This window comes from Pseudomonas sp. NBRC 111124 (genome assembly GCF_001320245.1).
Lineage (GTDB): Bacteria > Pseudomonadota > Gammaproteobacteria > Pseudomonadales > Pseudomonadaceae > Aquipseudomonas.
In genome coordinates this window covers 83,331-106,852 of the sequence record NZ_BCBA01000016.1, presented here as the reverse complement: position 1 = coordinate 106,852, position 23,522 = coordinate 83,331, and the positions used below count along the sequence as shown (strand labels likewise).

The following is a 23,522-nucleotide window of genomic DNA, read 5'->3' as shown; positions in this document are numbered from 1 at the left end:
TTCGCGGGTAAACCCGCGAAGAGGCCGGTGCAGGCAGTGGAGAACTATCACGGCTGCTCAGTTGCCGGGTTATCCACCGGTACCTGCTTTCCCCGGCTCACTTCCTGGCGCCAGTGCAGCGCGATCAGAATCAGCGTGGGCACCCCCAGCAGCGCAGTGATCAGGAAGAAGTCGTGATACCCGTACTTCTCCACCATCACCCCTGAATAGCCGCCGATCAGGCGCGGCAGCAACAGCATGATCGAGCTGAGCAGCGCGTATTGCGTGGCCGAGAACTTCAGGTTGGTGAGGCTCGACAGGTAGGCGACGAACGCCGAGGTGGCCAGACCGGAGCTGAAGTTGTCCAGGGAAATGGTCACCACCAGCATTTCAAGGTTCGGCCCCATGTCGGCCAACATCAGGAACAGGATGTTGGTGGCCGCCGAGGCCGCGCCGCCGATGAACAGGATCGGCAGGATGCCGAAACGCACGATCAGCAAGCCGCCGACGCCGGCACCGACCAAGGTCATGATCAGGCCGAAAACCTTGCTGACGCTGGCGATCTGGTCCTTGGTGAAGCCCATGTCGATGTAGAACACGTTGGCCATGACGCCCATGACCGTGTCCGACATGCGGTAGGTAGCGATCAGCCCGAGCAGCAGCAGGGCCTGCCAGCGGTAACGGGCGATGAAGTCGTGCACTGGTGTCAGCACCGGAGCCAGGCCGCGTCGGCCCATACCCGAAAGGCAGGCCCAGGTCAGCAGCACGTAGAGGATCAGGCGCAGGAAGGCACGGTCTTCGAGCAGCAGGTCGAGCGGCGTCGCGTCGCCGGAAATCACGCTCGACCAGCCGGTGTTGAACATCTGGGTGAAGCTGGCCGGTACCGACACCAGCAGGATGATCAACACGAATACCGAGGCCATCTGATGCATCAGGCCGTAGCGCGCGGCCGACAGCTGGGTGCGCATCGGCACCGATGGCTCACGCATCACCAGGGTGGTGAACAATGCTGGCAGCATCATCACGCCGAACAGCACGTAGGTGCCGGCCCAGGCCTTGTGCAGGTAGCTGAAGCCGGTGGAACCGAACCATTCGGCGAAGAACAGCGCGCCTGCGGTGGCGAGCAGGGCAGCGACCCGGTAACCGGCCATGTAGCTGGCGGCGAGGGCTGCCTGGCGCTGATCGTCGGCAATCTCGAGGCGATAGGCATCGACGGCGATGTCCTGGGTGGCGGAGGCGAAAGCCACCAGCACCGCCAGGGCAATCAGCCAGGAAAGGTGTTGCTGCGGGTCGCACAGGCTCATGCCGACCAGGCCGATCACCACCAGCGATTGCGACAACAGCAGCCACGAACGCCGACGGCCCAGGCCGCCAAGCAGCGGCAGACGCCACTGGTCGAGCAGTGGCGACCAGACCCATTTGAAGGCATAGGCCAGGCCGATCAGACTGGCGTAGCCAATGGTTTCACGGGCCACGCCCGCTTCGCGCAGCCACACCGACAGGGTCGAGAACACCAGCATGTAGGGCAGACCGGCAGCAAAGCCGAGCAGCAAAAGTACCAAGGTTGACGGGCTGGCATAGGCAGCGAGCGCAGCGCGCCAGGTTTTACGGGGCATGGGCCAACATCTGCCTCAAATTTGCGAAAACAAAGCGCGCACTCTAACCGCTGTGCTCCATCGGGCGCCAGCCATGGCGTGTCATATCCACACGATTATTGGTCACGTTCACACCCTCTGCGCGCAGTCTGGCCCGCTGTTCATCGCCCGAAGGCGTGCCCAACGCCAGGCTCAGCCGCCCGCCTGCGCCGAGTACCCGGTGCCAGGGCAGGCGAGTATCGGTTGGCAACTGCCCGAGGGTGCGGCCCACCCAACGTGCTGCCCGGCCAAGCCCCGCCAGTTCCGCGAGCTGGCCATAGCTGACCACCTTGCCCTCAGGTACCTGGCCAAGCACTGAATACAGTGCCGTTCGTCGGGCTTCAGGCGAATCCTGTGTGTGTACATATCCCTCAGACACCAGGGCAGCCCTGCGCTGAGATGAAACCGGACGAGTGGTCGCGGCAAATGAGAGTTGAACTCAACGGCATACTCCTGGGTCTGTCCTTGCTCTGGTCGTCGGTATCTGGATAATGCCCGGCTTTTTTCGTCAAATCGAACCTGTAGCGCGCTTATGTATTCTAGATCCTTGCTTTGCCTGTTGACCGCTTCCCTGTGCGCCGCCCCGGCGTTCGCCGACACCGTGTGGATGAAGAACGGCGACCGGCTCAGCGGCAAAATCCGTGTTTTCGACGGTGGCAAGTTGCTGCTGGAAACCCCGTATGGCGGCTCGATCTCGCTGGACTGGAAACAGGTCCAGACGTTGGAAAGCGACCAGGAACTGCTGGTCAAGCAGGACGCCTACACCGGCGAAAAGGCGAAGTCGCTCAAAGCCGCTGAACCTGGCAAGGTCACCCTGGCCAATGGCGAGGCGCCCAAGACCGTCGACCTGGCCAGTGTCCAGCAGATCATGAAGCCCAAACCGCTGGTAGAGGACTTCATCTGGAAGGGTAACGTCGACGTGGCCATGGACTACAAGCGCGCCGAGACCGACAGCGACGATTACGATGTCGACTTCAAGACGACTGCCCGCCACGGGCGCTGGCGGCACAATGCCGAAGGCGAATACAACCGCGAATCCAAGGACGACGTCACCACTACCGACAACTGGAGCGCCGAGTACGCGCTCGACCGCTTCATCACCGAGAAGTGGTTCTGGCAGGGGCGTATGGAATACAAGCGTGACCGCATCGAGGACCTGGCTCGTCAGCGCACGGTCGGTACCGGCCCGGGCTACCAGTTCTGGGATGACGAGCTGGGCGCGTTCTCGCTGGGGTCGCTGATCAACCGTACCGATTTCGAGTACCAGGACGGTGCCAAGGACAACTTCTACTCGGCGGCGGTGAAGTGGGACTACACCCGCTACCTGATCGGCAAGAAAGTCCAGTTGTTCACCAATGGCGAGTTTGCCAAGCCGCTGGGCGGCGTGGCCGATTACTCGCTGGATGCCGAGCTGGGGCTGCGCTACAAGGTCACCGAATGGGCATCGCTCAACCTCAAGGCAGAGAAGGACATCATCACCGGTACGCGGGACAGTGACCTGGACAAGACCCGCTATACCGCTGGCTTCGGTGTGACCTGGTAAAACGCCGGGGCTGCGCAGCAGCCCCATTGGCACTGGATGTGATAATGCTTATCTTGTCACCCATCCAGTCCGCCGCCAGGAGCCGCGCCCAAGTGAGTACCAACGCCATCCGCCCTGCCCGGGAACTGCTGCTCAAGGAATACCGCGGCGTGCTCTCGACCCACTCCAAGTCCATGCCCGGCTTCCCGTTCGGTTCCGTGGTGCCGTACTGCCTGGATGCCGAGGGCAATCCGCTGATCCTCATCAGCCGCATCGCCCAGCACACCCACAACCTGCAGAAAGACCCCAAGTGCTCGCTGCTGGTGGGTGAGCGCGAGGCAGAGGACGTGCAGGCTGTCGGCCGCCTGACGGTCATGGCCGAGGCGCACAAGCTGGTCGACGAGGCCGCCATCGAGGCAGCGGCCGAGCGCTACTACCGCTATTTTCCCGACGCCGCCAACTATCACAAGGCCCACGATTTCGACTTCTGGGTCCTGCAGCCGGTGCGCCATCGCTACATTGGCGGCTTCGGTGCCATCCACTGGCTCGACCAGGTGACGCTGGCCAATCCGTTCGCGGGCAAGGCCGAAGCCAGCATGATCAAGCACATGAACAGTGACCATGCCAATGCCATCGCCCATTACGTCGAGTTGAGTGACCTGCCGCGCAGCGTGCCGGCGCAGATGGTTGGCATCGACAGCGAAGGCATGCACCTGCGCATCGGGCAGGGCATCTACTGGTTAGCGTTCCCCGCTTCTTGCAACACGCCGACACAAGTTCGCGAAGCCCTTGTTTTGCTGGCACGCGCCGACCAATGGCCAGCTACGACTGGAGTCGAGGCTTGAAAACCCAAGCGCACGCATCCATCTGTAGCTTTTACAGGAAGGGTCTCTTCCGACGAGGAATGCTTTGATGCGTGCTTTTCTATTGCTGTTTCTACTGTTCCCGGTGCTGGAACTGTTCGTCTTCGTCAAGGTAGCCGGCGCCATCGGTTTTTTCCCGGCGCTGCTGCTGATCATCGCCGGTTCTGCCCTGGGGGTGCTGGTGGTGCGCATAGCCGGCTTGGCCACCGCTCTGCGTGCCCGTGAAAGCCTGCAGCGTGGCGAACTGCCCGCCGAGGACATGTTCCAGGGCCTGATGCTGGCCGTGGGTGGTGGTCTGCTGCTGGTGCCAGGCTTCATCAGCGACGTGCTGGGCCTGCTGTGCCTGTTGCCGTTTACCCGCCGCCTGGCCGCCCGCAAGATGCGTGAGCGCGCCGAAGCCCAGAGCCTGCGCCAGCGCGCGTTCCAGGACGACCCGTTCCAGGCGCAGCCGCGTGATGGCGGGCACCGCCCGAATGTGATCGAAGGCGAGTACGAGCGCCGCGACAAATAGCCAGACCTGTAACCCCCGGGGCCGCACAAGCGGCCCCGGTGTTTTTTAACCGGCTGAAAAATTTTGCATATCAAGCCTTGTAATTGAATATGGCGGCCTCATGTATGTGGTCACCGCAAGGTTTCTGGTGGCAACACCAGTCATGACACAGGTGGTTCGCCCTTTGCGGGCCACCCCCGGCAACGCCGGACTGCATCAACCCGCCGGTGTCGATACCGGCCGATGAAAACCACAATTTGGGAGAGATCGACAATGAAGCTTCGTCCTCTGCATGACCGCGTAGTCATCCGTCGCAGCGAAGAAGAATCGAAAACCGCTGGCGGTATCGTCCTGCCGGGTTCGGCCGCTGAAAAACCAAACCGCGGCGAAGTCGTTGCTGTTGGCACCGGTCGCGTTCTGGAAAACGGCGAAGTACGTGCGCTGGCCGTTAAAGTCGGTGACAAAGTGGTATTCGGCCCTTACTCGGGCAGCAACACCGTGAAAGTCGATGGCGAAGACCTGCTGGTCATGGCCGAGAACGAAATCCTCGCCGTTATCGAAGGCTGATTTCCCCGACTTCCCGTTACTCCAAAGATTTTCAAGGATTAAACGATCATGGCTGCTAAAGACGTAAAATTCGGCGATTCCGCTCGTAAGAAAATGCTGGTTGGTGTCAACGTTCTGGCTGACGCAGTAAAAGCGACCCTCGGCCCGAAAGGCCGTAACGTGGTGCTGGCCAAGAGCTTCGGCGCTCCGACCATCACCAAGGACGGCGTTTCCGTCGCCAAAGAAATCGAGCTGAAAGACGCCTTCGAAAACATGGGCGCCCAGCTGGTCAAGGAAGTCGCTTCCAAAGCCAACGACGCTGCCGGTGACGGCACCACCACCGCTACCGTTCTGGCTCAGGCCATCGTCAACGAAGGCCTGAAAGCCGTCGCTGCCGGCATGAACCCGATGGACCTGAAGCGCGGTATCGACAAGGCCACCGCCGCCGTTGTCACCGAGCTGAAGAACCTGTCCAAGCCATGCGCCGACTCCAAGGCCATCGCCCAGGTAGGCACCATCTCCGCCAACTCCGACAACTCCATCGGTGAAATCATCGCCGAAGCCATGGAAAAAGTCGGTAAAGAAGGCGTGATCACCGTTGAAGAAGGCTCGGGCCTGGAAAACGAACTGTCGGTCGTAGAAGGCATGCAGTTCGACCGCGGCTACCTGTCGCCGTACTTCGTCAACAAGCCGGACACCATGGTGGCCGAGCTGGAAGGCCCGCTGCTGCTGCTGGTCGACAAGAAGATCTCCAACATCCGTGAGCTGCTGCCAGTTCTGGAAGCCGTTGCCAAAGCCGGCCGTCCTCTGCTGATCGTTGCTGAAGACGTTGAAGGCGAAGCCCTGGCTACCCTGGTCGTCAACAACATGCGCGGCATCGTCAAGGTTGCTGCGGTCAAGGCACCGGGCTTCGGCGACCGCCGCAAGGCCATGCTGCAGGACATCGCCGTCCTGACCGGCGGCCAGGTCATCTCCGAAGAAATCGGCCTGACCCTGGAAACCACCACCCTGGAGCACCTGGGTAACGCCAAGCGCGTCATCCTGTCCAAGGAAAACACCACCATTATCGACGGTGCTGGCGTTGACGCCGACATCGAAGCACGCGTCAAGCAGATCCGTGCCCAGATCGAAGAAACCTCTTCGGACTACGACCGTGAGAAGCTGCAAGAGCGTCTGGCCAAGCTGGCTGGCGGTGTTGCCGTGATCAAGGTGGGTGCTGGCACCGAAGTTGAAATGAAAGAGAAGAAAGCCCGCGTTGAAGACGCCCTGCACGCTACCCGTGCTGCCGTCGAAGAAGGCGTGGTGCCTGGCGGTGGTGTTGCCCTGGTTCGCGCCCTGGCTGCCATCGTTGACCTCAAAGGCGACAACGAAGACCAGAACGTCGGTATCGCCCTGCTGCGTCGCGCTGTAGAAGCGCCGCTGCGCCAGATCACTGCCAACGCCGGCGACGAGCCAAGCGTTGTCGCTGACAAGGTCAAGCAAGGTTCGGGCAACTACGGCTACAACGCTGCTACCGGCGAATACGGCGACATGATCGAAATGGGTATCCTCGACCCAGCCAAGGTCACCCGTTCGGCGCTGCAAGCTGCTGCTTCGATTGGCGGTCTGATGATCACCACCGAAGCGATGATTGCTGATGCCCCGAGCGAAGCTCCAGCTGGCGGCGGCATGCCAGACATGGGCGGCATGGGTGGCATGGGCGGCATGATGTAAGCCAGCCTTACCCCCTGCACCAAGAAAAAGCCCCGCCTAGTGCGGGGCTTTTTCATTCTCGTGCAACCCCACTATCAGGCAGTGCGATGCTCGCCGACTGGCACTTCGGCCATGCCCTTGCGATACAGCACCAGGTAGTACGACCCCAAGCCGATCAACCAGCAGAACACCGCCGTCCACACGTTATGCGACAGAAAGTGGGCGCCCTGCAGCATCCGCCCCAGCCCCAGCGCCGAGCCGGTCACCAGTGCCACCGCGAACGCCACCCGCGCCAGCTTCGGCTTGCGGTCACGCAGCATGAAGAACAGCCCGAACAAGCAGAACCCGGTCGCCGCATGCCCACCCGGCCAGCAAAGGCCTGGCTTGTCAGTGGCCGGGCGATGCTGCAGCAGTTCGCTGTACGTTTCCTTGCCGCCGAACTGGGTCAGGCTCCAGGGGCATTGCACCTGGGTCACCTTCTTCAGCGGCGTGACGAAGGCGGTTGATAGCCCCAGCGCCAGCACCAGGCAACCCAGCTCGCGGCGCCAGCTGAACAGGCGCTTCCAGAAGAAGCTCGAGGCGAACGCGCCCAGCGAGATCAGGCCAAGCAGGATCACGCCTTGCTTCACCCGGTCATGCATGATGGTTTCCAACAGGTAGCTGTGACGACCGATGAATTGCCCTGCGGCGGGGTCGAAGAACAGGTTGGCGACGTCCATGTCGACCGAGGTCAGTTCCAACAGTAGCAGGGCCGCGGCAACCGCCAGTGGTATGCCCAGGTACAGCCAGAAATTGATCGGACGCGGACGAGTGCGTTGTTGCATGACGACTCCAGGGGGTAAAAAGACCGGGCATTGTCGTGCGCCCGCTATCCTCTGTCCGTGAAGGATCAGTGAAAAAACTGTCAAGTTCGCTGAATTTGCTCAGGGGCTGGCACAGTACCGGCGATGGCCTTAAGCTGCGCCTGCCGCGCACCGTAGCGAAGCGCCGCACAGGAGAACCCGATGCGTATTCTTTTGGTTGAAGACAACCGCGATATTCTCGCCAACCTTGCCGATTATCTGGGCATGAAGGGCTACACCGTCGACTGCGCCCAGGACGGCCTCTCGGGCCTGCACCTGGCCGCCACCGAGCACTACGACCTGATCGTCCTCGACATCATGCTGCCGGGCATTGATGGCTATACCCTGTGCAAGCGCCTGCGCGAGGATGCCCGCCGTGATACCCCGGTGATCATGCTGACGGCCCGTGACCAGCTGGACGATCGCCTGCAGGGCTTCCGTTCTGGTGCCGACGATTACTTGCTCAAGCCGTTTGCCCTGTCCGAGCTGGCCGCACGCATCGAAGCCGTACTGCGCCGGGCCCAGGGCGGCGGCCGCCGTACCCTGCAGGTGGCGGACTTGAGCTACGACCTCGATACCCTCGAAGTGACCCGCCAGGGCCGCTTGCTCAAGCTCAACCCGGTCGGCCTCAAGCTGCTCGCCGTACTGATGCAGAAGAGCCCGCACGTGCTGCGCCGCGAGGTGCTTGAGGAAGCCCTGTGGGGCGATGACTGCCCTGACAGCGACAGCCTGCGCAGCCATGTGCACCAGCTGCGCCAAGTGATCGACAAACCGTTCGAAAAACCGCTGTTGCATACCGTCCATGGCGTCGGCTATCGCCTCGCCGAGGGCCGCGATGGAGTTTAAGCAAAGCCTTGCCCAGCGCATCATCATCGCCTTTGCGTTGATGAGTGCGCTGGTGGCCGGCGCCTTCGCCTTCGGTATTGTCGCCACCGTGCACCTGGTCGAGGAGCGTCTGATTTCATCGGTGCTCGGCGGCGACCTGCAGCGCCTGCTGCGCATGGACAGCGTCAGTGACTGGAGCCACAGGCCACGGCCTGACCAACTGTTCTATTTCAGTGGCGGGCGTGACGATTTCGAGCTGCCCAAGGACCTGCGACACCTCGATGTCGGCTTCCATGAGGTGTTTCGCGACCAGTTGTCCTACCACGCGATGGTCGAGATCGTCGATGGTCGCCGCTATGTGCTGTTGCAGGACCAGAGCGATTTCGAGGAGCGCGAGCGCGTGCTGTTCGCCGTCGTGGTGGTGGGCTTCGTGCTCAGCCTGGTATTGGCGGTGGTGCTCGGCTGGCTGCTGGCGCGCAGGGTGATGGCACCGGTCATCCGCTTGGCCCGGCAGGTTCGCCATCGTGATCAATTGCTTGGCCTGGCGCCGCCGTTGGCACCGGACTACGCGGCCGACGAAGTCGGCCAGTTGGCGGTGGCGTTCGACGATACCCTGGGCCGTTTGCGCGATGCGCTGACCCGCGAGCGTTTGTTCACCAGTGATGTCAGCCATGAACTGCGCACCCCGCTGATGGTGCTCGCCACCTCGTGCGAACTGCTGATGGAAAACCCCAATCTGGATACCCGCGCGCGCAGCCAGGTGGAGCGCATCGCCCGTGCCACGGAAGAGATGCGCGAGCTGGTCAAGACCTTCCTGATGCTGGCGCGTGCCCAGCGTGACCAAGGGGCCGTGGCGTCCCAGGCAACCCTGCGCGAAGTGGCCGATGACTTGGTCGGGGTGTGGCGCGACACCATCGAGCAGAAAGGCCTGGCGCTGTATTTCGATGGCCAGGTCAGTGCAGGCCCCTTGCTGTACAACGCCACCTTCCTGCAATCGGTAATGGGCAACCTGCTGCGCAATGCCGCGCATTACACCGATAGCGGTTACATTCGCCTGAGCCTGGAGGCCAACGGTTTCAGTGTCGAGGACAGTGGCGTGGGTATTCCGGAGGAGCAGCGCGAGGCGATGTTCCAGCCCTTCGTGCGCGGTGAAGAGCGGCGCGGCGAGGGTCTAGGCCTGGGCCTGTCGCTGGTGCAGCGGATCTGCGATGACCAGGGCTGGCGAGTGACGCTGAGCTCAACGGCTCCCCATGGCTGCCGTTTTCAGGTTGACCTGAGCCAGGGATCAGAAAAGATCGATCCTACGCAGTAATAACCTGAAACATTCCTGCCGTTTGATGACATTATTTTCACACTGGCGTGACCTGCTTCCAACGATTCGTTACCTAAGGTAAGCGCATTGGAAACAGGAGCCACTCGATGCGCAGCCCGATCAAACTCGAATTTTCCGAAAAGTATGACCAGCAACATGCCAAGGAGTACTTGCTCAAGCACCAGGACGGGCTGGCTCGGCGCCTGTCCCACCAGCGCGACGAGCAGCTGGCCCGTCGTGCCTTGGCGCTGGCGGGAGAACCGGGCCTGGTCCTTGACTTGCCCAGCGGCGCAGGCCGTTTCTGGCCACTGCTGGCGGAAAAGCCAAACCGGGTGATCATCGGTGCTGACAACTCAGAGGCGATGATCAAGACAGCCTGTGCAGCACAACCGCCAGCGGTGGTGGCTCGGGTACGCACTTTGCGAACATCGGCATTCGCGATCGACTTGCCGGATAATTCGGTCGACAGCATCTTCTGCATGCGGCTGTTTCATCATATTGGCGAGGCGGCTCATCGAAAGACCATTCTTGACGAGTTTCAAAGGGTTAGCCGTGACAGTGTAATCCTGTCATTGTGGGTGGATGGCAACTTCAAGGCCTGGCGCCGCCAGAAGCTCGAGCAAAAGCGCAGTGCCAAGGCCGAGCAGGGCACTATCAGAACCGTTTCGTGTTACCGGCAGAAACGGTTGAAGCAGAATTCAAGGCCGCCGGCTTCAGAATCCAGGAGCACCTCGACTTCCTGCCGTTCTATGCCATGTGGCGGGTATATGTATTGCGTAAGGGGTAGTGTTTGATGGCTGTAGCCCAAAATGGGGAGTCGCGGTTCGATTATTACTGGCGTCAGCAGGGCGAATGGGTCGAGGAACCCAACCAGCGGCGCGGTGGTGAAAGTGGCGTACAACGCCTGAGCGATGGCAACGGCAAAGTGCTGTATGCCAAGCGTCAGGTCGGCCATATCTATCGCAGTTTGTTGCACCCATTCGGCAGGCCGACGGTGTTGCGCGAGCTCGATGCGCTGAATAGTTTCGAGCAATTGGGCGTGCGTGTGCCACGCATCGTGTTCTGTGGCGCCGAACGTGATCCCGAGCACCAGTGGCGCGCGCTGCTGGTCAGCGAGGCGCTGGACGGCTTTGTCGAGCTCGATACGTGGCACGCCGAAGGTGCACGCGAGCGCTACCCTCAGGTAGTGCATGAACGCATGCTCAAGGACCTGGCCGACAACCTGGCGCGCATGCACTTGGGCCACTGGCAGCATGGCTGCCTCTACGGCAAGCACGTCTTCATCAAGGTCATCGGCGAGGGTGAGCAGGCCCGCGTCGAAGTCGCACTCCTGGACCTGGAAAAGTGCCGACGTCGCATCAGCTGTCAGCGGGCTGCGGGTAACGACCTGCGCCAGCTACGCCGCCACTCGTCGCTAAATGACACGGAATGGCAAACGCTGCTCTATTTTTACCAGATGGCGTTTGGCAGCGCTGTCAAAGGGTTAGGGTAATGAAACTAGAAATAGCTCGAGCTTTGTTCCTGGTGGCTGGGTTGGCTGTGACCACGGCGGCGGTCGCTGCCTGGGAAGAGCCTCGGCCTGTGGTATTCAGCAAGGCAGACCAGTGCGCGGCGCCGCGCGTGGTCAAGGCGCAGCAGAAGGCCGAACCGGACCAGGACCTGCTGTTGTTCCTCTTTGGCATGCGCCAGGGGCTACGGCCGTTTGGCTGATACAGCTCGAGCAAGATGAAGGCCTCGCAAACGCGAGGCCTTTGTTTTTAGGTCAAAGCGTACACTGGCCTTTGTAGGAGCGGCCTTGTGTCGCGAAAGGGCTGCGAAGCGGCCCCTGAATTGATGTGTGACACTGGCATTGCTGGGGCTGCTTCGCAGCCCTTTCGCGACACAAGGCCGCTCCTACAGGGGTTGCAGTCATGCAGTTATCGGCTGTTTGGCTTCAGATTTGTGTGCCAGCAGGGTGTAGATGCAAGGCAAGACAAACAGCGTAAACAACGTCCCGATCGACATCCCGGTGGCAATCACCGTGCCGATGTCAAAGCGGCTCACCGCGCCTGCCCCGGTGGCGAGGATCAGCGGCACCATGCCGAACACCATCGCCGCCGTGGTCATCAGAACTGGCCGCAGGCGAATGGCTGCCGCTTCCTCGATGGCTTGGCGAACGCTCAGGCCCTTTTCCTCTCGCAACTGGTTGGCGAACTCGACGATCAGGATGCCGTGCTTGCTGATCAGGCCGATCAGCGTCACCAGCCCCACCTGCGTGTAGATGTTCATGCTGGAAATGCCTAGGAACAGCGGTAGCAGCGCGCCACAGATCGACAACGGTACGGTCACCAGAATCACCAATGGGTCGCGGAAGCTCTCGAATTGCGCGGCTAGCACCAGGAAGATGATCGCCAGGGCCAGGCCGAAGGTCACCCACAGGGCGCTGCCTTCTTGCACGTACTGCCGCGCTGTCCCGGCATAGTCGAATGAGAAGCCCTCGGGCGCTTCTTCCTGGGCGATGTCGCGCACTGTCTGCAACGCCTCGCCAATGCTGACCATCGGCACCCCCTGGATGATCGCTGAGTTCAACTGTTGGAACTGGTTGAGCTGGCGTGGGCGGGCGCGGTCACTGAGGGTAATCAGGGTCGACAAGGGCAGCAGCTGCCCTTGCTCGTTCTTCACGTAGTAGTTGTTCAGCCAGCCGGCGTTGTCCCGATAGGGCCGCTCGACCTGGGCAATCACCTTGTAGCTGCGGCCCTCGAGGGTGAAACGATTGATTTCCGCCTCGCCCAGCAGGGTGGCCAGGGTGCTGCCGAGCGTGTCCATGGACACGCCCATCTGCGCCGCCTTGGCCCGGTCGATGTCTACCACCACCTCGGGCTTGTCGAAGGCGAGGTCGATATCGAGGAAGGCGAACTTGCCCGACGCCTGGGCCCGTTGCTTGACCCGCTGGGCGACCTCCAGCAGGGCAGGGTAGTCACCGGCTGTGTTGATCACGAACTGGAACGGCAGGCCCTCACCGGTGCCCGGCAGCGCCGGCAGGTTGAACCCGAAGATCTGCAGCCCGCCGATCTGCTCAAGCTCGGCCTGCACCAGCGGCAGCAATTCCATCTGCGTGCGCTGGCGTTCGTTCCAGGGTTTGAGCAGGAAGCCACCAATGCCGCTCTGCACACCGTTGAAACCGTTGATCTGGAACGACGAGTAGTATTCGGGGAAGCGCTTGAACAGCGGTGTGAACTGGTCGGTGTAGGCGTTCAGATAGTCGAGGTTGGCCGGCTGCGGCGAGCTGCTCATCATGAAGATCACGCCCTGGTCCTCGTTGGGCGCCAGCTCGTTCTGGGTGAACTTGAGCAACAGTGGAATCAGGCACAGGATGATCACGGCAAACACCAGCACCACCGGGCGGCTGTCGAGGGTGGCGTGCAGCACACGCTGGTAACGCACCTTGAGGCCCTCGAACAGCACGTCGAGCCGATGGGCCAGGCCGCTGGGATTTTGCTCCTGGCGCAACAGCAGGGCGCACATCATCGGCGACAAGGTCAGGGCGACGATGCCGGAGATCACCACCGCGCCGGCCAGGGTCAGCGCGAATTCCTTGAACAGCGCACCGGTGAGCCCGGTCAGGAAACCGATGGGGGCGTACACCGCCGCCAGGGTGATGGTCATCGACACAACCGGCATGGCAATTTCCCGCGCGCCTTCCAGGGCTGCGTCGAAAGGTGATTTGCCTTCCTCCATGTGTCGGTGAATGTTCTCCACCACCACGATGGCATCGTCCACTACCAGGCCGATGGCCAGCACCATCGCCAGCAGCGTCAGCAGGTTCAGCGAATAGCCCATCATTTGCATGAAGAACAGCACGCCGATCATCGACAGCGGAATGGTCACCACCGGGATCAGTACCGAGCGCAGGGCGCCAAGGAACAGGAACACCACCACGATGACGATCAGCACGGCTTCGCCGAGGGTCTTGATCACTTCGTCGATGGAGGCCTGGATGAACAGCGTGGCGTCGTAGGCGATCGACACCTTCAGCGCCGCAGGCAGCTGGCTTTCCAGCTCTGGCATGATGCGCCGCACTTCCTTGATCACGTCGAGTGGGTTGGCCGCTGGGGTGGCCTTGATGCCGATGTAGACCGACGGCGTGCCATCGAACGAGCTGACCGTGTCGTAGTTTTCCGCGCCCATCTCCACCCGTGCCACGTCGCCCAGGAGCACCCGGCTGTCACCGGAAACCTTGAGCGGCAGCGCGGCGAAGGCTTCGGCCGATTTCAGCTCGGTGCTGGCGTTGATGCTGGTGACCACGTATTCGCCTTTCACCTCGCCGGCGGCGGAGAGGAAGTTGTAGCGGCGCACGGCATTGGTCACGTCGGTGGCCGACAGGCCGAAACCCGCCAGCTTTACCGGGTCGATCCAGATGCGCATGGCAAACACCTGGTTGCCGAGGATTTCCGCCTCGGCCATGCCCGGCAGGGTAGCAAGCTTCGGCTGGATCACCCGCGACAGATAGTCGGTGATCTGCGGGTTGCTCATCTCCTTGCTGAAGAAGCTGATGTACATCAGTGCCGAGGCATCGGCGGATTCCTTGCTCAGTACCGGGTCTTCAGCATCCTGAGGCAGCTGGTTTCGCACTTCGTTGGCCTTGGCCAGCAGTTCGGTGAACAGGCGGTCGCTGTCGGCGCCGATACGTGCATAGATGGAAATCACCGAGAAGTTCTGCCGGCTGACCGAGGTCATGTAATCGATGCCTTCGGCGCTGGCCAGGCTCTGTTGCAGCGGCTGGGTGATGTAGCCCTGGATGGTCTCGGCGTTGGCCCCGGGGTAGGCGGTGGTCACCGTGATCAGGGCGTTTTCCATTTTTGGGTACTGGCGGATCTGCAGCTTGTTCCAGGCCTGGAAGCCGAGCAGCAGGATCAGCAGGCTGACCACGCTGGCCAGAACCGGGCGGCGGATGAACGGGTCGGTGAACGCCATGCCTGCCTCCTGCTCAGTCAGTGCGCGGTGTGCCCTGTTCGGGCTTTAGCGCGCTGTCCTGGCCAATGCGGATGGCCGCACCCGGGGTCAGCTTGAGCTGCCCGGCGGTGACCACCTGTTCGCCGGCCCTGAGGCCCTTGCTGACCACCACCACGCCATCGCGGCGCTCGCCAGTCTGCACCGTGCGCTGCTCGGCAGTGAGCTGCGGCTGGCCCTTGTCGTCGTTTTCCGGGTTGCCGTCCTTGTCCTTCTTCGGCGTGGCGACGTATACCGAGTTGCCGTACAGGGTATAGGTGATGGCGCTTTCCGGGACGACCACTTGTGGTTGCGGGTTGGGCAGGAGGATCAGCAAGTTGGCGAACATGCCGGGCAGCAGTTTGTCGTCTGGGTTGGCCAGGGTCGCGCGCACCAGCAGGTTGCGGGTGTTCTCATCGACCTTGGGGTTGATCGCACTGAGGCTGGCCGGGAAGGTCTGGCCCGGGTAAGCAGCCACCTGCACCCGCACCTGCTGGCCCAGGCTCAGGTGCGGTAGCGCCTGTTCCGGTACGTTGAAGTCGACGTACAGGCTGGACAGGTCCTGCAAGGTGGCGATCACCGTGCCAGCGGCCAGGTACTGGCCGATGTCCACCTGGCGAATGCCGATGGTGCCACTGAACGGCGCGTTGATGCCTTTCTTGATCTTCTGCGCCTTGAGCTGCTCGACCACCGCCTGATTGCGCCGGTACTGGGAGGACAGGCGGTCGAACTCGCCGCGGGAAATGGCGGCATCGCCAACCAGCTGGCTGCCGCGGCCGAAATCGACCTTGGCCAGCCCGAGGTCAGCCTGGGCCGTGCCGAGCAGGGCGGTTTCCTGGTCGTCGTTGAGCTGCAGCAGTGGTTGCCCGGCTTTGACCTTCTGCCCGGAATCGAAGTACAGGGCCTTGACGATGCCTTCCACTTCCAGGCTCAGGTCAACGCCCTGCGAAGCCTTCAGGCTGCCGACGGCGGGCAGGCGCTCCTGCCACAGGCGTTGTTCGGCCGGGGCGGCCGCAACGGTGATGGGCGGGCGGGGTGCGGAGAACATCTGGATCTGCTTGTAGATCGAGAAGCCCTTGTAGCCCCCCAGGGCCAGCACGATCAGCAGAACGACGGCCAACATGATAAGCATGCGGCGGCGTAGCATAAGTCCGGTTCCTTGGATGCATGGTTGTTATTCGTTATGACACGACAACGGGCGGTCCTGCCCACGTGCGGATAGAGGGAAGTATTGCAGAAGGAGAGAGAATTGCCTGTGCCGGCCCCTTTGCGGCTTTAGCCGCGAAGAGGCCAGTGCAGGTAGCAGAAAAATCAGACCAGGTGCAGGTGGTTGTCCCAGAAACCGGACGGCAGGTCCATCGGTTGCCCGATCAGTTCGGCCTTGCGGCAATTGTAGAAGCGGCAACGGCCCTGGCCTGAGGTCACGACAAAACCATCCTTGACCGCGCCCACCCCGGCGCAATCGGGCATCGGTGCATCGAGTTTCACCGCGCCGCTGTCCAGGTCCCAGACGAACAGGCGGTTGGCCCGCGGTGCAGTCAGGGCCACCAGGCGCAAGTCGCTGTGGATGGCGACGCTGGCGGTGTACTGGGCCATCGATTGCAGCTGGCGCTCCGGCACCGGGAAGGCCTTGAACGGCTCACCCGGGCGCTTGATCGCCAGCAGCTCGGCGGTTTCGTCGGCAGCGCCCATGAACTGCTGGCAGGCAGCGATGGTGCCATCGTCGCCCACCGCCAGATGGCGCACGCTGTTCATCTGTTGGGCAAGGGTTTCCTTGCTCAGCAGGGTGCCGTCACGCTGCATCAGCACCAGGCTCGGCTCCATGGCATTGAGGTTCATCTCGACCCGGCTCTCGGCCTCGGTGCGGATGCCACCGTTGGCCACGACCAGGGTTTCGCCGTCAGGCAACCAGGCCACTTCATGGGGGCCGATGCCGTGGGTCGGGATCTCACCAGTGTGCACCAGGCGTTCACCTTCGAAACGGTACACGCCGAGCACGCCACGGCCGGGGTCGGTGGTGTCGTTCTCGGTGGCATACAGCCATTCGCCGCCCTTGTGGACCACCGCATGGCCATAGAAGTGCCGGTTCGGTTGCGAGGTGACGGTCTGCAGCAGGCGCCCGTCGCGCAGGTCGACCAGGTAGCTTTCGGTACCGGGGCGGCGGGCGACGAACAGGGCGATCGGCAGCTCGGGGTGGTTGATGATGGCATGGCAACGCTGGGCGACCTGGGTGCTGAACACCTGGGTGCCGTCCAGGCGGAACCCGACCGCATAGTGCTTGCCGTCGCCATCGTCACGCGCCGACAGCAGCAAGGGTTCGCTGCCTTTGTTGCGAAACAGGCTCCAGCCGCCCAGGGTCAGGGCGCTGAGCAATACGCTACCGAGTTTGAGGGCCTGGCGTCGCAGCATGATCAGTCACCGTCGTTGGCATTGAAGCCCAGCTGGATGTTCAGCGCCTTGGCCAGGTCGCCTTCGTGCAGGCGGTGGACGACGTTGAGGGCATCGTAGATCTGGTTGAGGGTTTGTTGCCCGGCGTCGTCGGCCAGCAGCTCGCCCAAGGTCTTCTGGTTGTCGGCCAGCACTTTGAGCGCCGTAGCGTATGCGTCGTCGATCTTCTGCGCCAGGGCTTTCTGATCGCCGGGCAGCAGGCCACGCAGCCCTTGGTTGTCGACCCCGACCCACACTGCCTGGGCGGCCTTGAGGGTGGCTTCCAGGCTCTTCAGCGAGGAATGGCTGCGCCAGGCTTCGGCCTGCAGCGGCTGGGGGATGCCCTTGCTCTGGCGGCCCATCGGCGCGCCCAGCTTCTTCTTCAGGGTATCCAGGGCGGTGACCTGGGAGCGCAGCAGGTCGGCGATCGCCTCATGGGAATCGGCGTAGCGCTGGTTGGGGAACTTGGTCATCTGCGACAGCATGCCGTCGGTGCTGTTCCAGGTCTTGAGGATGTCCTCGGCCAGGGCCTTCTGGTGATCGGCGATGGCGACCAGCAGCGGGCAGTAGCGGGCTTTCTGCTCGGCAGTGGCGATATCCGGCTTGCTGTCGAAGAGGATGTACTCGTAGGCCGACAGGCCGCGCACCACGACGCTGGCCTTGCCCAGAGCAGCGGCATCGACCGGCTTGTCGCCGTTGACCAGCTGTTCGACCTGGCGGCCAACCAGGTTCTTCTTGTCTGGCCAGAACTGAACCTGCCAGGCGCGGTTGCCTTCGGCCAGCGGGCCGACCAGCAGCGGCTGCAGTTCCGCCCAGGCTTTTTGCGCATTGAGGAAGTCGGCGCGTGCGGTGTCCAGGCTTTCCTTGCCTTCACAGTAGGCCAGGGCGCTGGCGGCCAGCTGGCGATCAGCTTCGACCCAGCGGCTGTAGGTCGGCAGGATCACCTGCTTGGCGATGGCGGCGGAAGTCACTGCCTGCGGGTCCTGCGGCGAGCAGGCTCCGAGGGCGAGTGCGGCGAGGCTGGTGAACAACAGTTTGGGTCGGAACATGCCCGGCTCCTTGCGCGTTTAAAGTGAGTTCAGGAAAGCCAGCAACGCGGCGCGTTGCTCGGCGTTGAAGGTCAAAACATGGTCGCGCGCGGTCTGGGCTTCGCCGCCGTGCCAAAGCACAGCTTCGAGCAGGTTACGGGCGCGGCCGTCATGCAGGTACTGGGTGTGGCCGCTGACGGCCTCGGTCAGGCCGATGCCCCACAACGGCGGGGTACGCCAGTCCTGGCCGTTGGCGGCGAATTCGGTGCGCTCGTCGGCCAGGCCTGGGCCCATGTCGTGCAGCAGCAAGTCGCTGTAGGGGCGGATCACCTGGTTGGCCAGCTCCGCTTCGGCGGTGTTGGCGGCGGTGGTGAACTGCGGAATATGGCAGGCCTGGCAACCGGCCTGGTAGAACAGGTTCTTGCCGGCCAGTACCTGTGGTGCGCCGACGTCACGGCGGGCAGGCACGCCGAGGTTGCGGGTGTAGAAGGTGACCAGGCGCAGAATGTTGTCGCTCACTTCCTTCTCGTCGCCCTCGCCATCGCCATTGGGTGCGGCCAGGCAGTCGACCTGGGCCGGGGTGCAGTCGTCCTTGGGTTGCAAGGTGGTGGTCAGGCCCATGTCACCGTTGAAGGCGTGCACGTTCTGCTGATTGACGTTGGGCTGCCCGGCCTTCCAGCCGAAGCGGCCAATCACCGTCTTGCCCTGGGCATCGTCCCAGACCCGGTTGGCGCGGCCACGGATACCGTCGTGGTTGCGATCGTCCGGGTCTTCGTTGGCCAGGATGTCGGCTTCGGGGATGGCTTCGAGCAGGCCCAGGCCAATCATCGGCGGGGCCACGCGGGCCGAGAAGCGCGTGTCAGGGTGCATCGGGCCGTAGCCGAGCTGGGTAATCTGCAGGGTCGGGCGGCGCAGCTCAACTGGGTGGCCGTCCTTGAACGTGACGGTCTGGGTGGTGTAGTTCACCCGCACCTTGCCCTCTGGCGCCACGCCGGGGATGGCCATGTCCTGCAACTGGGTGCCGTAGACGGGCTCGGGCACAACGCCCAGGCGCTCGATTTCCTTGGCGAGGTACGGCTGATCGGGGATCGACAGGCGCACCAGCATGCCCACGGCGTTGCTGTCGTCGGGCTCCGGCGGGTGCCCACGGCCGTCACGCACGTGGCAGTTCTGGCAGGCCGTGGTGTTGAACAACGGGCCAAGGCCGTCACGCGCGGTGGTGGTGGACGGGGCGATCACCCAAGGGCTGCGGAAGAAGCTGTTGCCCACGGCGAAGTCCAGGCGGCGCTCGGCTGAGAGGTTGGCCGAGGGCAGCGAGAACGCCTTGCGGTCGTCGCGCTGCACCGTTGCCTGGCCGCCAGACAGCGCTTCGCCGGGCTCGGCCTGGGTGAAACGCGGGGCGTCGTCACAGGCGGCAAGGGCGAGGGCCAGCAGCAAAGGGGAGAGTCGGGACAGCGACGAGGACATGCAAAATCCTGGGCGTGGACGAAAAACCGGCGTGCAAGCTTAGCAGGCCAGCCTTGTTTGAATAAGAGCAATTTGCAATTACCCGGGTGAAAAGGATGTGAAATTTCAACATTTTCATGGGCTTCACTGGCCCTTTCGCGGGTACACCCGCTCCTACAGGTGTGCAGCGGCAGAAAAAAAGGCGACCCGAAGGTCGCCTCTTTTCAACACCCTTTGCGCGATCAGAACTCGTGATCGGCAGTGTCCGGGTTCAGGTTGGCAATGCCCAGCTTGCCCGCAGCCTGCTCGATCGAGCCGGTCTGCTTGACCAGCGAGGCGATGGCATCGCGCACGATCTGGTTGCCGGCGGCGTTGTCGGCGGCGATCAGCTGGTCGTAGTGCTCGCCCTTGAGGGCGTGGTCGACCATCACCTGGATCTTGGCTTCGGTAGCTTCGAGGTCAGCCTTGAGGGTGGCATCGGCAGCCGGGTCGGCCTTGGCCACCAGCGAGGACAGGCTCGGACCAGTCAGCTTGGTGCCGTCGACACGGGTGTATTCGCCCAGGTAGACGTTACGGATGCCCTTGGCGTCGTAGAAGTGCGAGTAGTGGGTGTTGTCGCTGAAGCAGTCCTGCTCGTCTTCCGGCGAGTTGGCTTCCAGCGAGACCTTCATGCGCTCACCGGCCAGTTCGCCCAGCGACAGGCTGCCCATGCCGAACAGCATCTTGCGCAGGCCATCGTTGACCGGCTCGGCTTCCAGCGTGGCACGGTAGTTGTCGGCGACATTCGGCGCCCAGTTGCCGACCATCTCTTCGAGGTCCTTGACCAGCAGCTCGGTGACCGCCTTCAGGTAGGCGCGGCGACGGTCGTTGTGGCCGCCGGTGGCACCTTTGCCTTCCAGGTAGTCGGACGCCGGGCGGTTGCCCGCGCCTGGGCCGGTGCCGTTGAGGTCCTGGCCCCAGAGCAGGAATTCGATGGCGTGGTAGCCAGTGGCGACGTTGGCTTCAGAACCTGCCAGTTCGTTCAGGCTGGCCAGCTTCTCAGGGGTGATGTCCTTGACGTCGACCTTCTCTTCGCCCACCTGAATCTCGGTGTTGGCGATGATGTTGGCGCTGGCTGCCGGGTTGCCCAGGGCATGCTCATAGCTCTTGTCGACGTAGTCGATCAGGCCTTCGTCCAGCGGCCAGGAATTCACCTGGCCTTCCCAGTCGTCGATGATGGTGTTGCCGAAGCGGAACGCCTCGCTCTGCAGGTACGGAACGCGCGCGGCAGCCCAGGCCTCTTTGGCGGCCTTCAGGGTGTCGTCGTTGGGTTTGGCGAGGAACGCGTCGACGGCGGTCTGCAGGGTCTTTGCGGTGCTCAGCGAGTCGCTATACACGGCATAGACCATTTCGGTGTAATGCTTGACCACGGCTTTGCCAGCCGCTTCGTCCACAGCCCCAGGCGCCGCAGCAGCGGTGCTGGCAGCCGGTGCCTGAGCTTGCGGAGCGGCGGCCTTGTCATCCTTGCCTTCACCACAACCGGCGAGAGCAATGGCGATGGCCAGCAGACTGGCGGAGGCCAGAGGCATACGAATCATTATTGGTTTTCCTGCGTCGTGTGGTTGGACCAAGGGGGTTAGGCCGTGCGCCGTGGCACGCGAAACGGCAACATCATGCGAAAGATTTGCATTTGCTGTAAAGGGGTTGGTGCGCAATTCATGTAAATGCGCGTCACGGCTTGTAATCGCGGGGGCAAGCGTTACAGCGCGGAGACCTGATTGCGCTGCGCCTGCTTGAGGAAGCTGGTCAGCTCGCGCGCTGGCAGCGGCTTGCTGTAGTGGTAGCCCTGACCCTCGTGGCAACCTTGGGCGATGATGTAGGTTTCCTGCTCGGCGGTTTCCACGCCTTCGGCGATCACTTGCATGCCAAGGCTCTTGCCCAGCTGGATGATGGCGCGAACGATGGTGGCGTCGTCATCATCGTCGAGCAGGTCCTGGACGAAGCTCTTGTCGATCTTGATCTTGTCCAGCGGCAGCGATTTCAGGTAGCTGAGCGACGAGTAACCAGTGCCGAAGTCGTCGATGGCGATCATCGCCCCGGAACGACGCAGGCTCAGCAGGTGCTGGGCGGCAGTGCTGATGTCTTCCATCAGGCCGGTCTCGGTCACCTCCAGCTCCAGGCTGCGCGGTGGCAGGCGGTAGGCCTGCAGCAGGTTGTTGACCACCCGAGGCAGCTCGTTGTGGTGCAGCTGCACGGTGGACAGGTTGACCGCCATGCGCAGTTCGCTGAAGCCCATGTCGTGCCATTCGCGCAGTTGCCGGCAGGCCTGGTCGAGCACCCACTCGCCGATGCTGATGATGCTGCCGTTCTGCTCGGCCAGCGGGATGAACTGATCGGGCGGGACCATCCCCAGCTCGGGGTGCTGCCAGCGCAGCAAGGCCTCGACGCCGACCACGCGGTGGTCGCGGTAGCTGATCTGCGGCTGGTAGACCAGGTACAGCTGGTTGCGCGGCAGGGCTTCGCGCAGGTCCTTTTCCAGCTCGCGGCGGCGGCGCATTTCGCTGTCGACGCTGGCGATGTAGAACTGGTAGCGGTTGCGCGAGCGGGCCTTGGCCAGGGTCATGGTCTGCTCAGCCTTCTGCAGCAGCTTCTCGGTGCTGTCGCCGTCCTCTGGAAACAAGGTGATGCCGATGGTGGCGCGCAGGCGGATCTGTTGGTGGTCGAGGCCGAACGGTAGCTCCAGATCGTCGAGGATACTCTGGGCCAGCTCGGCAGCCTCGTAAGGCTGTTCGATATTGGCCTGGACCAGGGCAAACTGGTCGCCACCCAGGCGTGCCAGAGCACCCAGGCGGCCACTGTGGGCGCGCAGGCGGTCGGCCAAGGCCAGCAGCAGCTGGTCGCCGGTCTGGTAACTGAACTGTTCGTTGATGCCCTTGAAGTCGTCCAAGCCTACGCACAGTACGGCCACGCGATGCTGCAGGCGACCGGCGTCGGCGAGAATCTTGTCGAGTTGCTCCTGCAGTTGCTGGCGATTGGGCAGGCCGGTGAGGAAGTCGTATTGGGCCATACGCTGCAGGCTGTTCTCGGCTTCGTGGCGCAGGTGGGTGTTACGCTCGATCGAGGCCAGTAGCTGGTTGGCGGTGTTGACCCAGATGCCCAGCTCGTTCTTCTCGTGGCCCTTGAGCAGCGGGATCTGGTGCTGGCTGGGGCGGTCAGGGTTGATCTGGGTGAGGTGCTCGATGATCTTGGACAGCGGCTTGGTCAGCAGCCAGTGGTAGACCAGGTACAGCACCAGGCCCATGGCCAAGGCGCGCAACACCCCGGAAATGAAGATGATCACCGCGTTGATCAGGAAATCTTCGCCGTAGGACGAGGTATCGAGGGTGATGCTCAGGTCGCCGTAGTACTCGCTGTACGGGCCGCGGCCGACCAACTGGGTGGTGTAGGTGCGTTCCTGGCCGAGGATCAGGTCGGTCAGCCAGCGCATCGACATGTCCTGCAGCGGGCGGGACTTTTCCGCCAGCATGGTTTCGTTGGGGTGGCCGATCGAGGCCATGCGCACCGACTCGTCCTGGAACAGGCCTTCCATTACCTGCATGCCCATCTCCCGGTCGAGGCTGTACACCGCCTGGGTGGAAGGGTCGCGGAACATATCGAGAATGCGTTGAGCGTCATTGTTGACGGCCTGGCGGGTCTTGTAGGTGTCGTAGACGATCTGCGCGCAACTGAGGACGACGCCGACCGCTAGCGCCGAAAGGAGCACGACCCTGAGCAACTTGACCGATAAGCTGTTCCGCAATTCCAGCTTCAATGGGGTTTCCTTAATCCATGCGCATGGCATCATTTTGCCATTAACGTTGGCAATACACTATCGGCCGCCTTGGATAGTGTATCGGTTGCCTGACCCTGCAACTTGAGTGCGCGCCATCAAACTTTCAGACGTTTGATGTTAGCGTGCTATACGCGCTG

19 protein-coding genes and 1 pseudogene are annotated in these 23,522 nt (G+C 62.6%); 10 read left to right on the top strand and 10 right to left on the bottom strand.

The genetic code is table 11. The annotated features are described in order from the left end of the window. Positions 1-47: 47 nt before the first annotated feature. Complete coding sequence (locus tag APH28_RS08625) at positions 48-1,595, bottom strand: AmpG family muropeptide MFS transporter (protein WP_060508531.1); 1,548 nt, start codon at positions 1,593-1,595, stop codon at positions 48-50. 43 nt (positions 1,596-1,638) lie between these two features. Then, positions 1,639-1,992, bottom strand: a complete 354-nt coding sequence (locus APH28_RS08620) for an MGMT family protein (RefSeq protein WP_060508530.1) — start codon at positions 1,990-1,992, stop codon at positions 1,639-1,641. Positions 1,993-2,145: 153 nt separating this feature from the next. Between APH28_RS08620 and APH28_RS08615 the strand changes: the two genes are divergently transcribed. From APH28_RS08615 to groL, 5 genes are all read left to right on the top strand, one after another. After that, complete coding sequence (locus tag APH28_RS08615) at positions 2,146-3,156, top strand: DUF481 domain-containing protein (RefSeq protein WP_060508529.1); 1,011 nt, start codon at positions 2,146-2,148, stop codon at positions 3,154-3,156. 92 nt (positions 3,157-3,248) lie between these two features. Further along, positions 3,249-3,980, top strand: coding sequence for a HugZ family protein (locus APH28_RS08610; RefSeq protein ID WP_060508528.1), 732 nt, complete (start codon positions 3,249-3,251; stop codon positions 3,978-3,980). A 67-nt stretch (positions 3,981-4,047) separates the two neighbouring features. Next, on the top strand, positions 4,048-4,509 hold the full coding sequence (locus APH28_RS08605) for an FxsA family protein (RefSeq protein ID WP_060508527.1): 462 nt from the start codon (positions 4,048-4,050) through the stop codon (positions 4,507-4,509). Between the two features lie 252 nt (positions 4,510-4,761). Continuing rightward, entirely contained in the window at positions 4,762-5,055 is a 294-nt protein-coding gene (locus APH28_RS08600; protein ID WP_009684394.1) for a co-chaperone GroES, read from the top strand. A 48-nt stretch (positions 5,056-5,103) separates the two neighbouring features. Next, positions 5,104-6,747, top strand: coding sequence for a chaperonin GroEL (gene groL / locus APH28_RS08595; RefSeq protein WP_060508526.1), 1,644 nt, complete (start codon positions 5,104-5,106; stop codon positions 6,745-6,747). 74 nt (positions 6,748-6,821) lie between these two features. Here groL and APH28_RS08590 read toward each other — a convergent pair whose 3' ends face one another. After that, the gene (locus APH28_RS08590; RefSeq protein WP_060508525.1) at positions 6,822-7,550 is read right to left on the bottom strand and encodes a phosphatase PAP2 family protein; all 729 of its coding nucleotides are present in this window, start codon (positions 7,548-7,550) and stop codon (positions 6,822-6,824) included. A gap of 180 nt (positions 7,551-7,730) precedes the next feature. Here APH28_RS08590 and colR point away from each other — a divergent pair, with 180 nt between their 5' ends. From colR to APH28_RS08565, 5 genes and pseudogenes are all read left to right on the top strand, one after another. Further along, the gene (colR, locus tag APH28_RS08585) at positions 7,731-8,414 is read left to right on the top strand and encodes a two-component system response regulator ColR (RefSeq protein ID WP_003255215.1); all 684 of its coding nucleotides are present in this window, start codon (positions 7,731-7,733) and stop codon (positions 8,412-8,414) included. After that, positions 8,404-9,705, top strand: a complete 1,302-nt coding sequence (locus APH28_RS08580) for a HAMP domain-containing sensor histidine kinase (RefSeq protein ID WP_060508524.1) — start codon at positions 8,404-8,406, stop codon at positions 9,703-9,705. Before colR ends, APH28_RS08580 begins: the two co-directional genes overlap by 11 nt. A gap of 107 nt (positions 9,706-9,812) precedes the next feature. Further along, positions 9,813-10,492: pseudogene (locus APH28_RS08575) on the top strand (class I SAM-dependent methyltransferase). 6 nt (positions 10,493-10,498) lie between these two features. Continuing rightward, on the top strand, positions 10,499-11,197 hold the full coding sequence (locus APH28_RS08570; protein ID WP_060508523.1) for a lipopolysaccharide kinase InaA family protein: 699 nt from the start codon (positions 10,499-10,501) through the stop codon (positions 11,195-11,197). Beyond that, positions 11,197-11,415 carry a hypothetical protein gene (locus tag APH28_RS08565; protein ID WP_060508522.1) on the top strand — a complete coding sequence of 73 codons (219 nt, stop codon included), beginning with the start codon at positions 11,197-11,199 and terminating at the stop codon, positions 11,413-11,415. Before APH28_RS08570 ends, APH28_RS08565 begins: the two co-directional genes overlap by 1 nt. A gap of 198 nt (positions 11,416-11,613) precedes the next feature. On the opposite strand, the gene APH28_RS08560 is transcribed toward APH28_RS08565, so the two are convergent. The 7 genes from APH28_RS08560 to APH28_RS08530 form a co-directional block, all read right to left on the bottom strand. Continuing rightward, the gene (locus APH28_RS08560) at positions 11,614-14,658 is read right to left on the bottom strand and encodes a multidrug efflux RND transporter permease subunit (RefSeq protein WP_060508521.1); all 3,045 of its coding nucleotides are present in this window, start codon (positions 14,656-14,658) and stop codon (positions 11,614-11,616) included. A 13-nt stretch (positions 14,659-14,671) separates the two neighbouring features. Beyond that, positions 14,672-15,820 carry an efflux RND transporter periplasmic adaptor subunit gene (locus APH28_RS08555; protein ID WP_060508520.1) on the bottom strand — a complete coding sequence of 383 codons (1,149 nt, stop codon included), beginning with the start codon at positions 15,818-15,820 and terminating at the stop codon, positions 14,672-14,674. A gap of 164 nt (positions 15,821-15,984) precedes the next feature. Continuing rightward, positions 15,985-17,082 carry a DUF1513 domain-containing protein gene (locus APH28_RS08550; protein ID WP_060508519.1) on the bottom strand — a complete coding sequence of 366 codons (1,098 nt, stop codon included), beginning with the start codon at positions 17,080-17,082 and terminating at the stop codon, positions 15,985-15,987. 2 nt (positions 17,083-17,084) lie between these two features. After that, positions 17,085-18,149: an imelysin family protein gene (locus APH28_RS08545; RefSeq protein ID WP_060508518.1), complete on the bottom strand. Its 1,065-nt coding sequence runs from the start codon at positions 18,147-18,149 to the stop codon at positions 17,085-17,087. 18 nt (positions 18,150-18,167) lie between these two features. After that, the gene (locus tag APH28_RS08540; protein ID WP_060508517.1) at positions 18,168-19,595 is read right to left on the bottom strand and encodes a di-heme oxidoredictase family protein; all 1,428 of its coding nucleotides are present in this window, start codon (positions 19,593-19,595) and stop codon (positions 18,168-18,170) included. Between the two features lie 221 nt (positions 19,596-19,816). Continuing rightward, positions 19,817-21,151 carry an imelysin family protein gene (locus APH28_RS08535; RefSeq protein ID WP_060508516.1) on the bottom strand — a complete coding sequence of 445 codons (1,335 nt, stop codon included), beginning with the start codon at positions 21,149-21,151 and terminating at the stop codon, positions 19,817-19,819. Between the two features lie 161 nt (positions 21,152-21,312). After that, a complete protein-coding gene (locus tag APH28_RS08530; protein ID WP_060508515.1) occupies positions 21,313-23,364 on the bottom strand; it encodes a bifunctional diguanylate cyclase/phosphodiesterase in 2,052 nt (683 codons plus the stop codon). Positions 23,365-23,522: the final 158 nt, after the last annotated feature.

Excerpts from the sequence above, each read along its gene's own strand:
- APH28_RS08625 (WP_060508531.1), bottom strand. The coding sequence starts at position 1,595 with ATGCCCCGTAAAACCTGGCGCGCTGCGCTCGCTGCCTATGCCAGCCCG.
- APH28_RS08615 (WP_060508529.1), top strand. The coding sequence starts at position 2,146 with ATGTATTCTAGATCCTTGCTTTGCCTGTTGACCGCTTCCCTGTGCGCC.
- APH28_RS08605 (WP_060508527.1), top strand. The coding sequence starts at position 4,048 with ATGCGTGCTTTTCTATTGCTGTTTCTACTGTTCCCGGTGCTGGAACTG.
- APH28_RS08600 (WP_009684394.1), top strand. The coding sequence starts at position 4,762 with ATGAAGCTTCGTCCTCTGCATGACCGCGTAGTCATCCGTCGCAGCGAA.
- groL (WP_060508526.1), top strand. The coding sequence starts at position 5,104 with ATGGCTGCTAAAGACGTAAAATTCGGCGATTCCGCTCGTAAGAAAATG.
- APH28_RS08590 (WP_060508525.1), bottom strand. The coding sequence starts at position 7,550 with ATGCAACAACGCACTCGTCCGCGTCCGATCAATTTCTGGCTGTACCTG.
- colR (WP_003255215.1), top strand. The coding sequence starts at position 7,731 with ATGCGTATTCTTTTGGTTGAAGACAACCGCGATATTCTCGCCAACCTT.
- APH28_RS08580 (WP_060508524.1), top strand. The coding sequence starts at position 8,404 with ATGGAGTTTAAGCAAAGCCTTGCCCAGCGCATCATCATCGCCTTTGCG.
- APH28_RS08570 (WP_060508523.1), top strand. The coding sequence starts at position 10,499 with ATGGCTGTAGCCCAAAATGGGGAGTCGCGGTTCGATTATTACTGGCGT.
- APH28_RS08565 (WP_060508522.1), top strand. The coding sequence starts at position 11,197 with ATGAAACTAGAAATAGCTCGAGCTTTGTTCCTGGTGGCTGGGTTGGCT.
- APH28_RS08560 (WP_060508521.1), bottom strand. The coding sequence starts at position 14,658 with ATGGCGTTCACCGACCCGTTCATCCGCCGCCCGGTTCTGGCCAGCGTG.
- APH28_RS08555 (WP_060508520.1), bottom strand. The coding sequence starts at position 15,820 with ATGCTACGCCGCCGCATGCTTATCATGTTGGCCGTCGTTCTGCTGATC.
- APH28_RS08550 (WP_060508519.1), bottom strand. The coding sequence starts at position 17,082 with ATGCTGCGACGCCAGGCCCTCAAACTCGGTAGCGTATTGCTCAGCGCC.
- APH28_RS08545 (WP_060508518.1), bottom strand. The coding sequence starts at position 18,149 with ATGTTCCGACCCAAACTGTTGTTCACCAGCCTCGCCGCACTCGCCCTC.
- APH28_RS08540 (WP_060508517.1), bottom strand. The coding sequence starts at position 19,595 with ATGTCCTCGTCGCTGTCCCGACTCTCCCCTTTGCTGCTGGCCCTCGCC.
- APH28_RS08535 (WP_060508516.1), bottom strand. The coding sequence starts at position 21,151 with ATGATTCGTATGCCTCTGGCCTCCGCCAGTCTGCTGGCCATCGCCATT.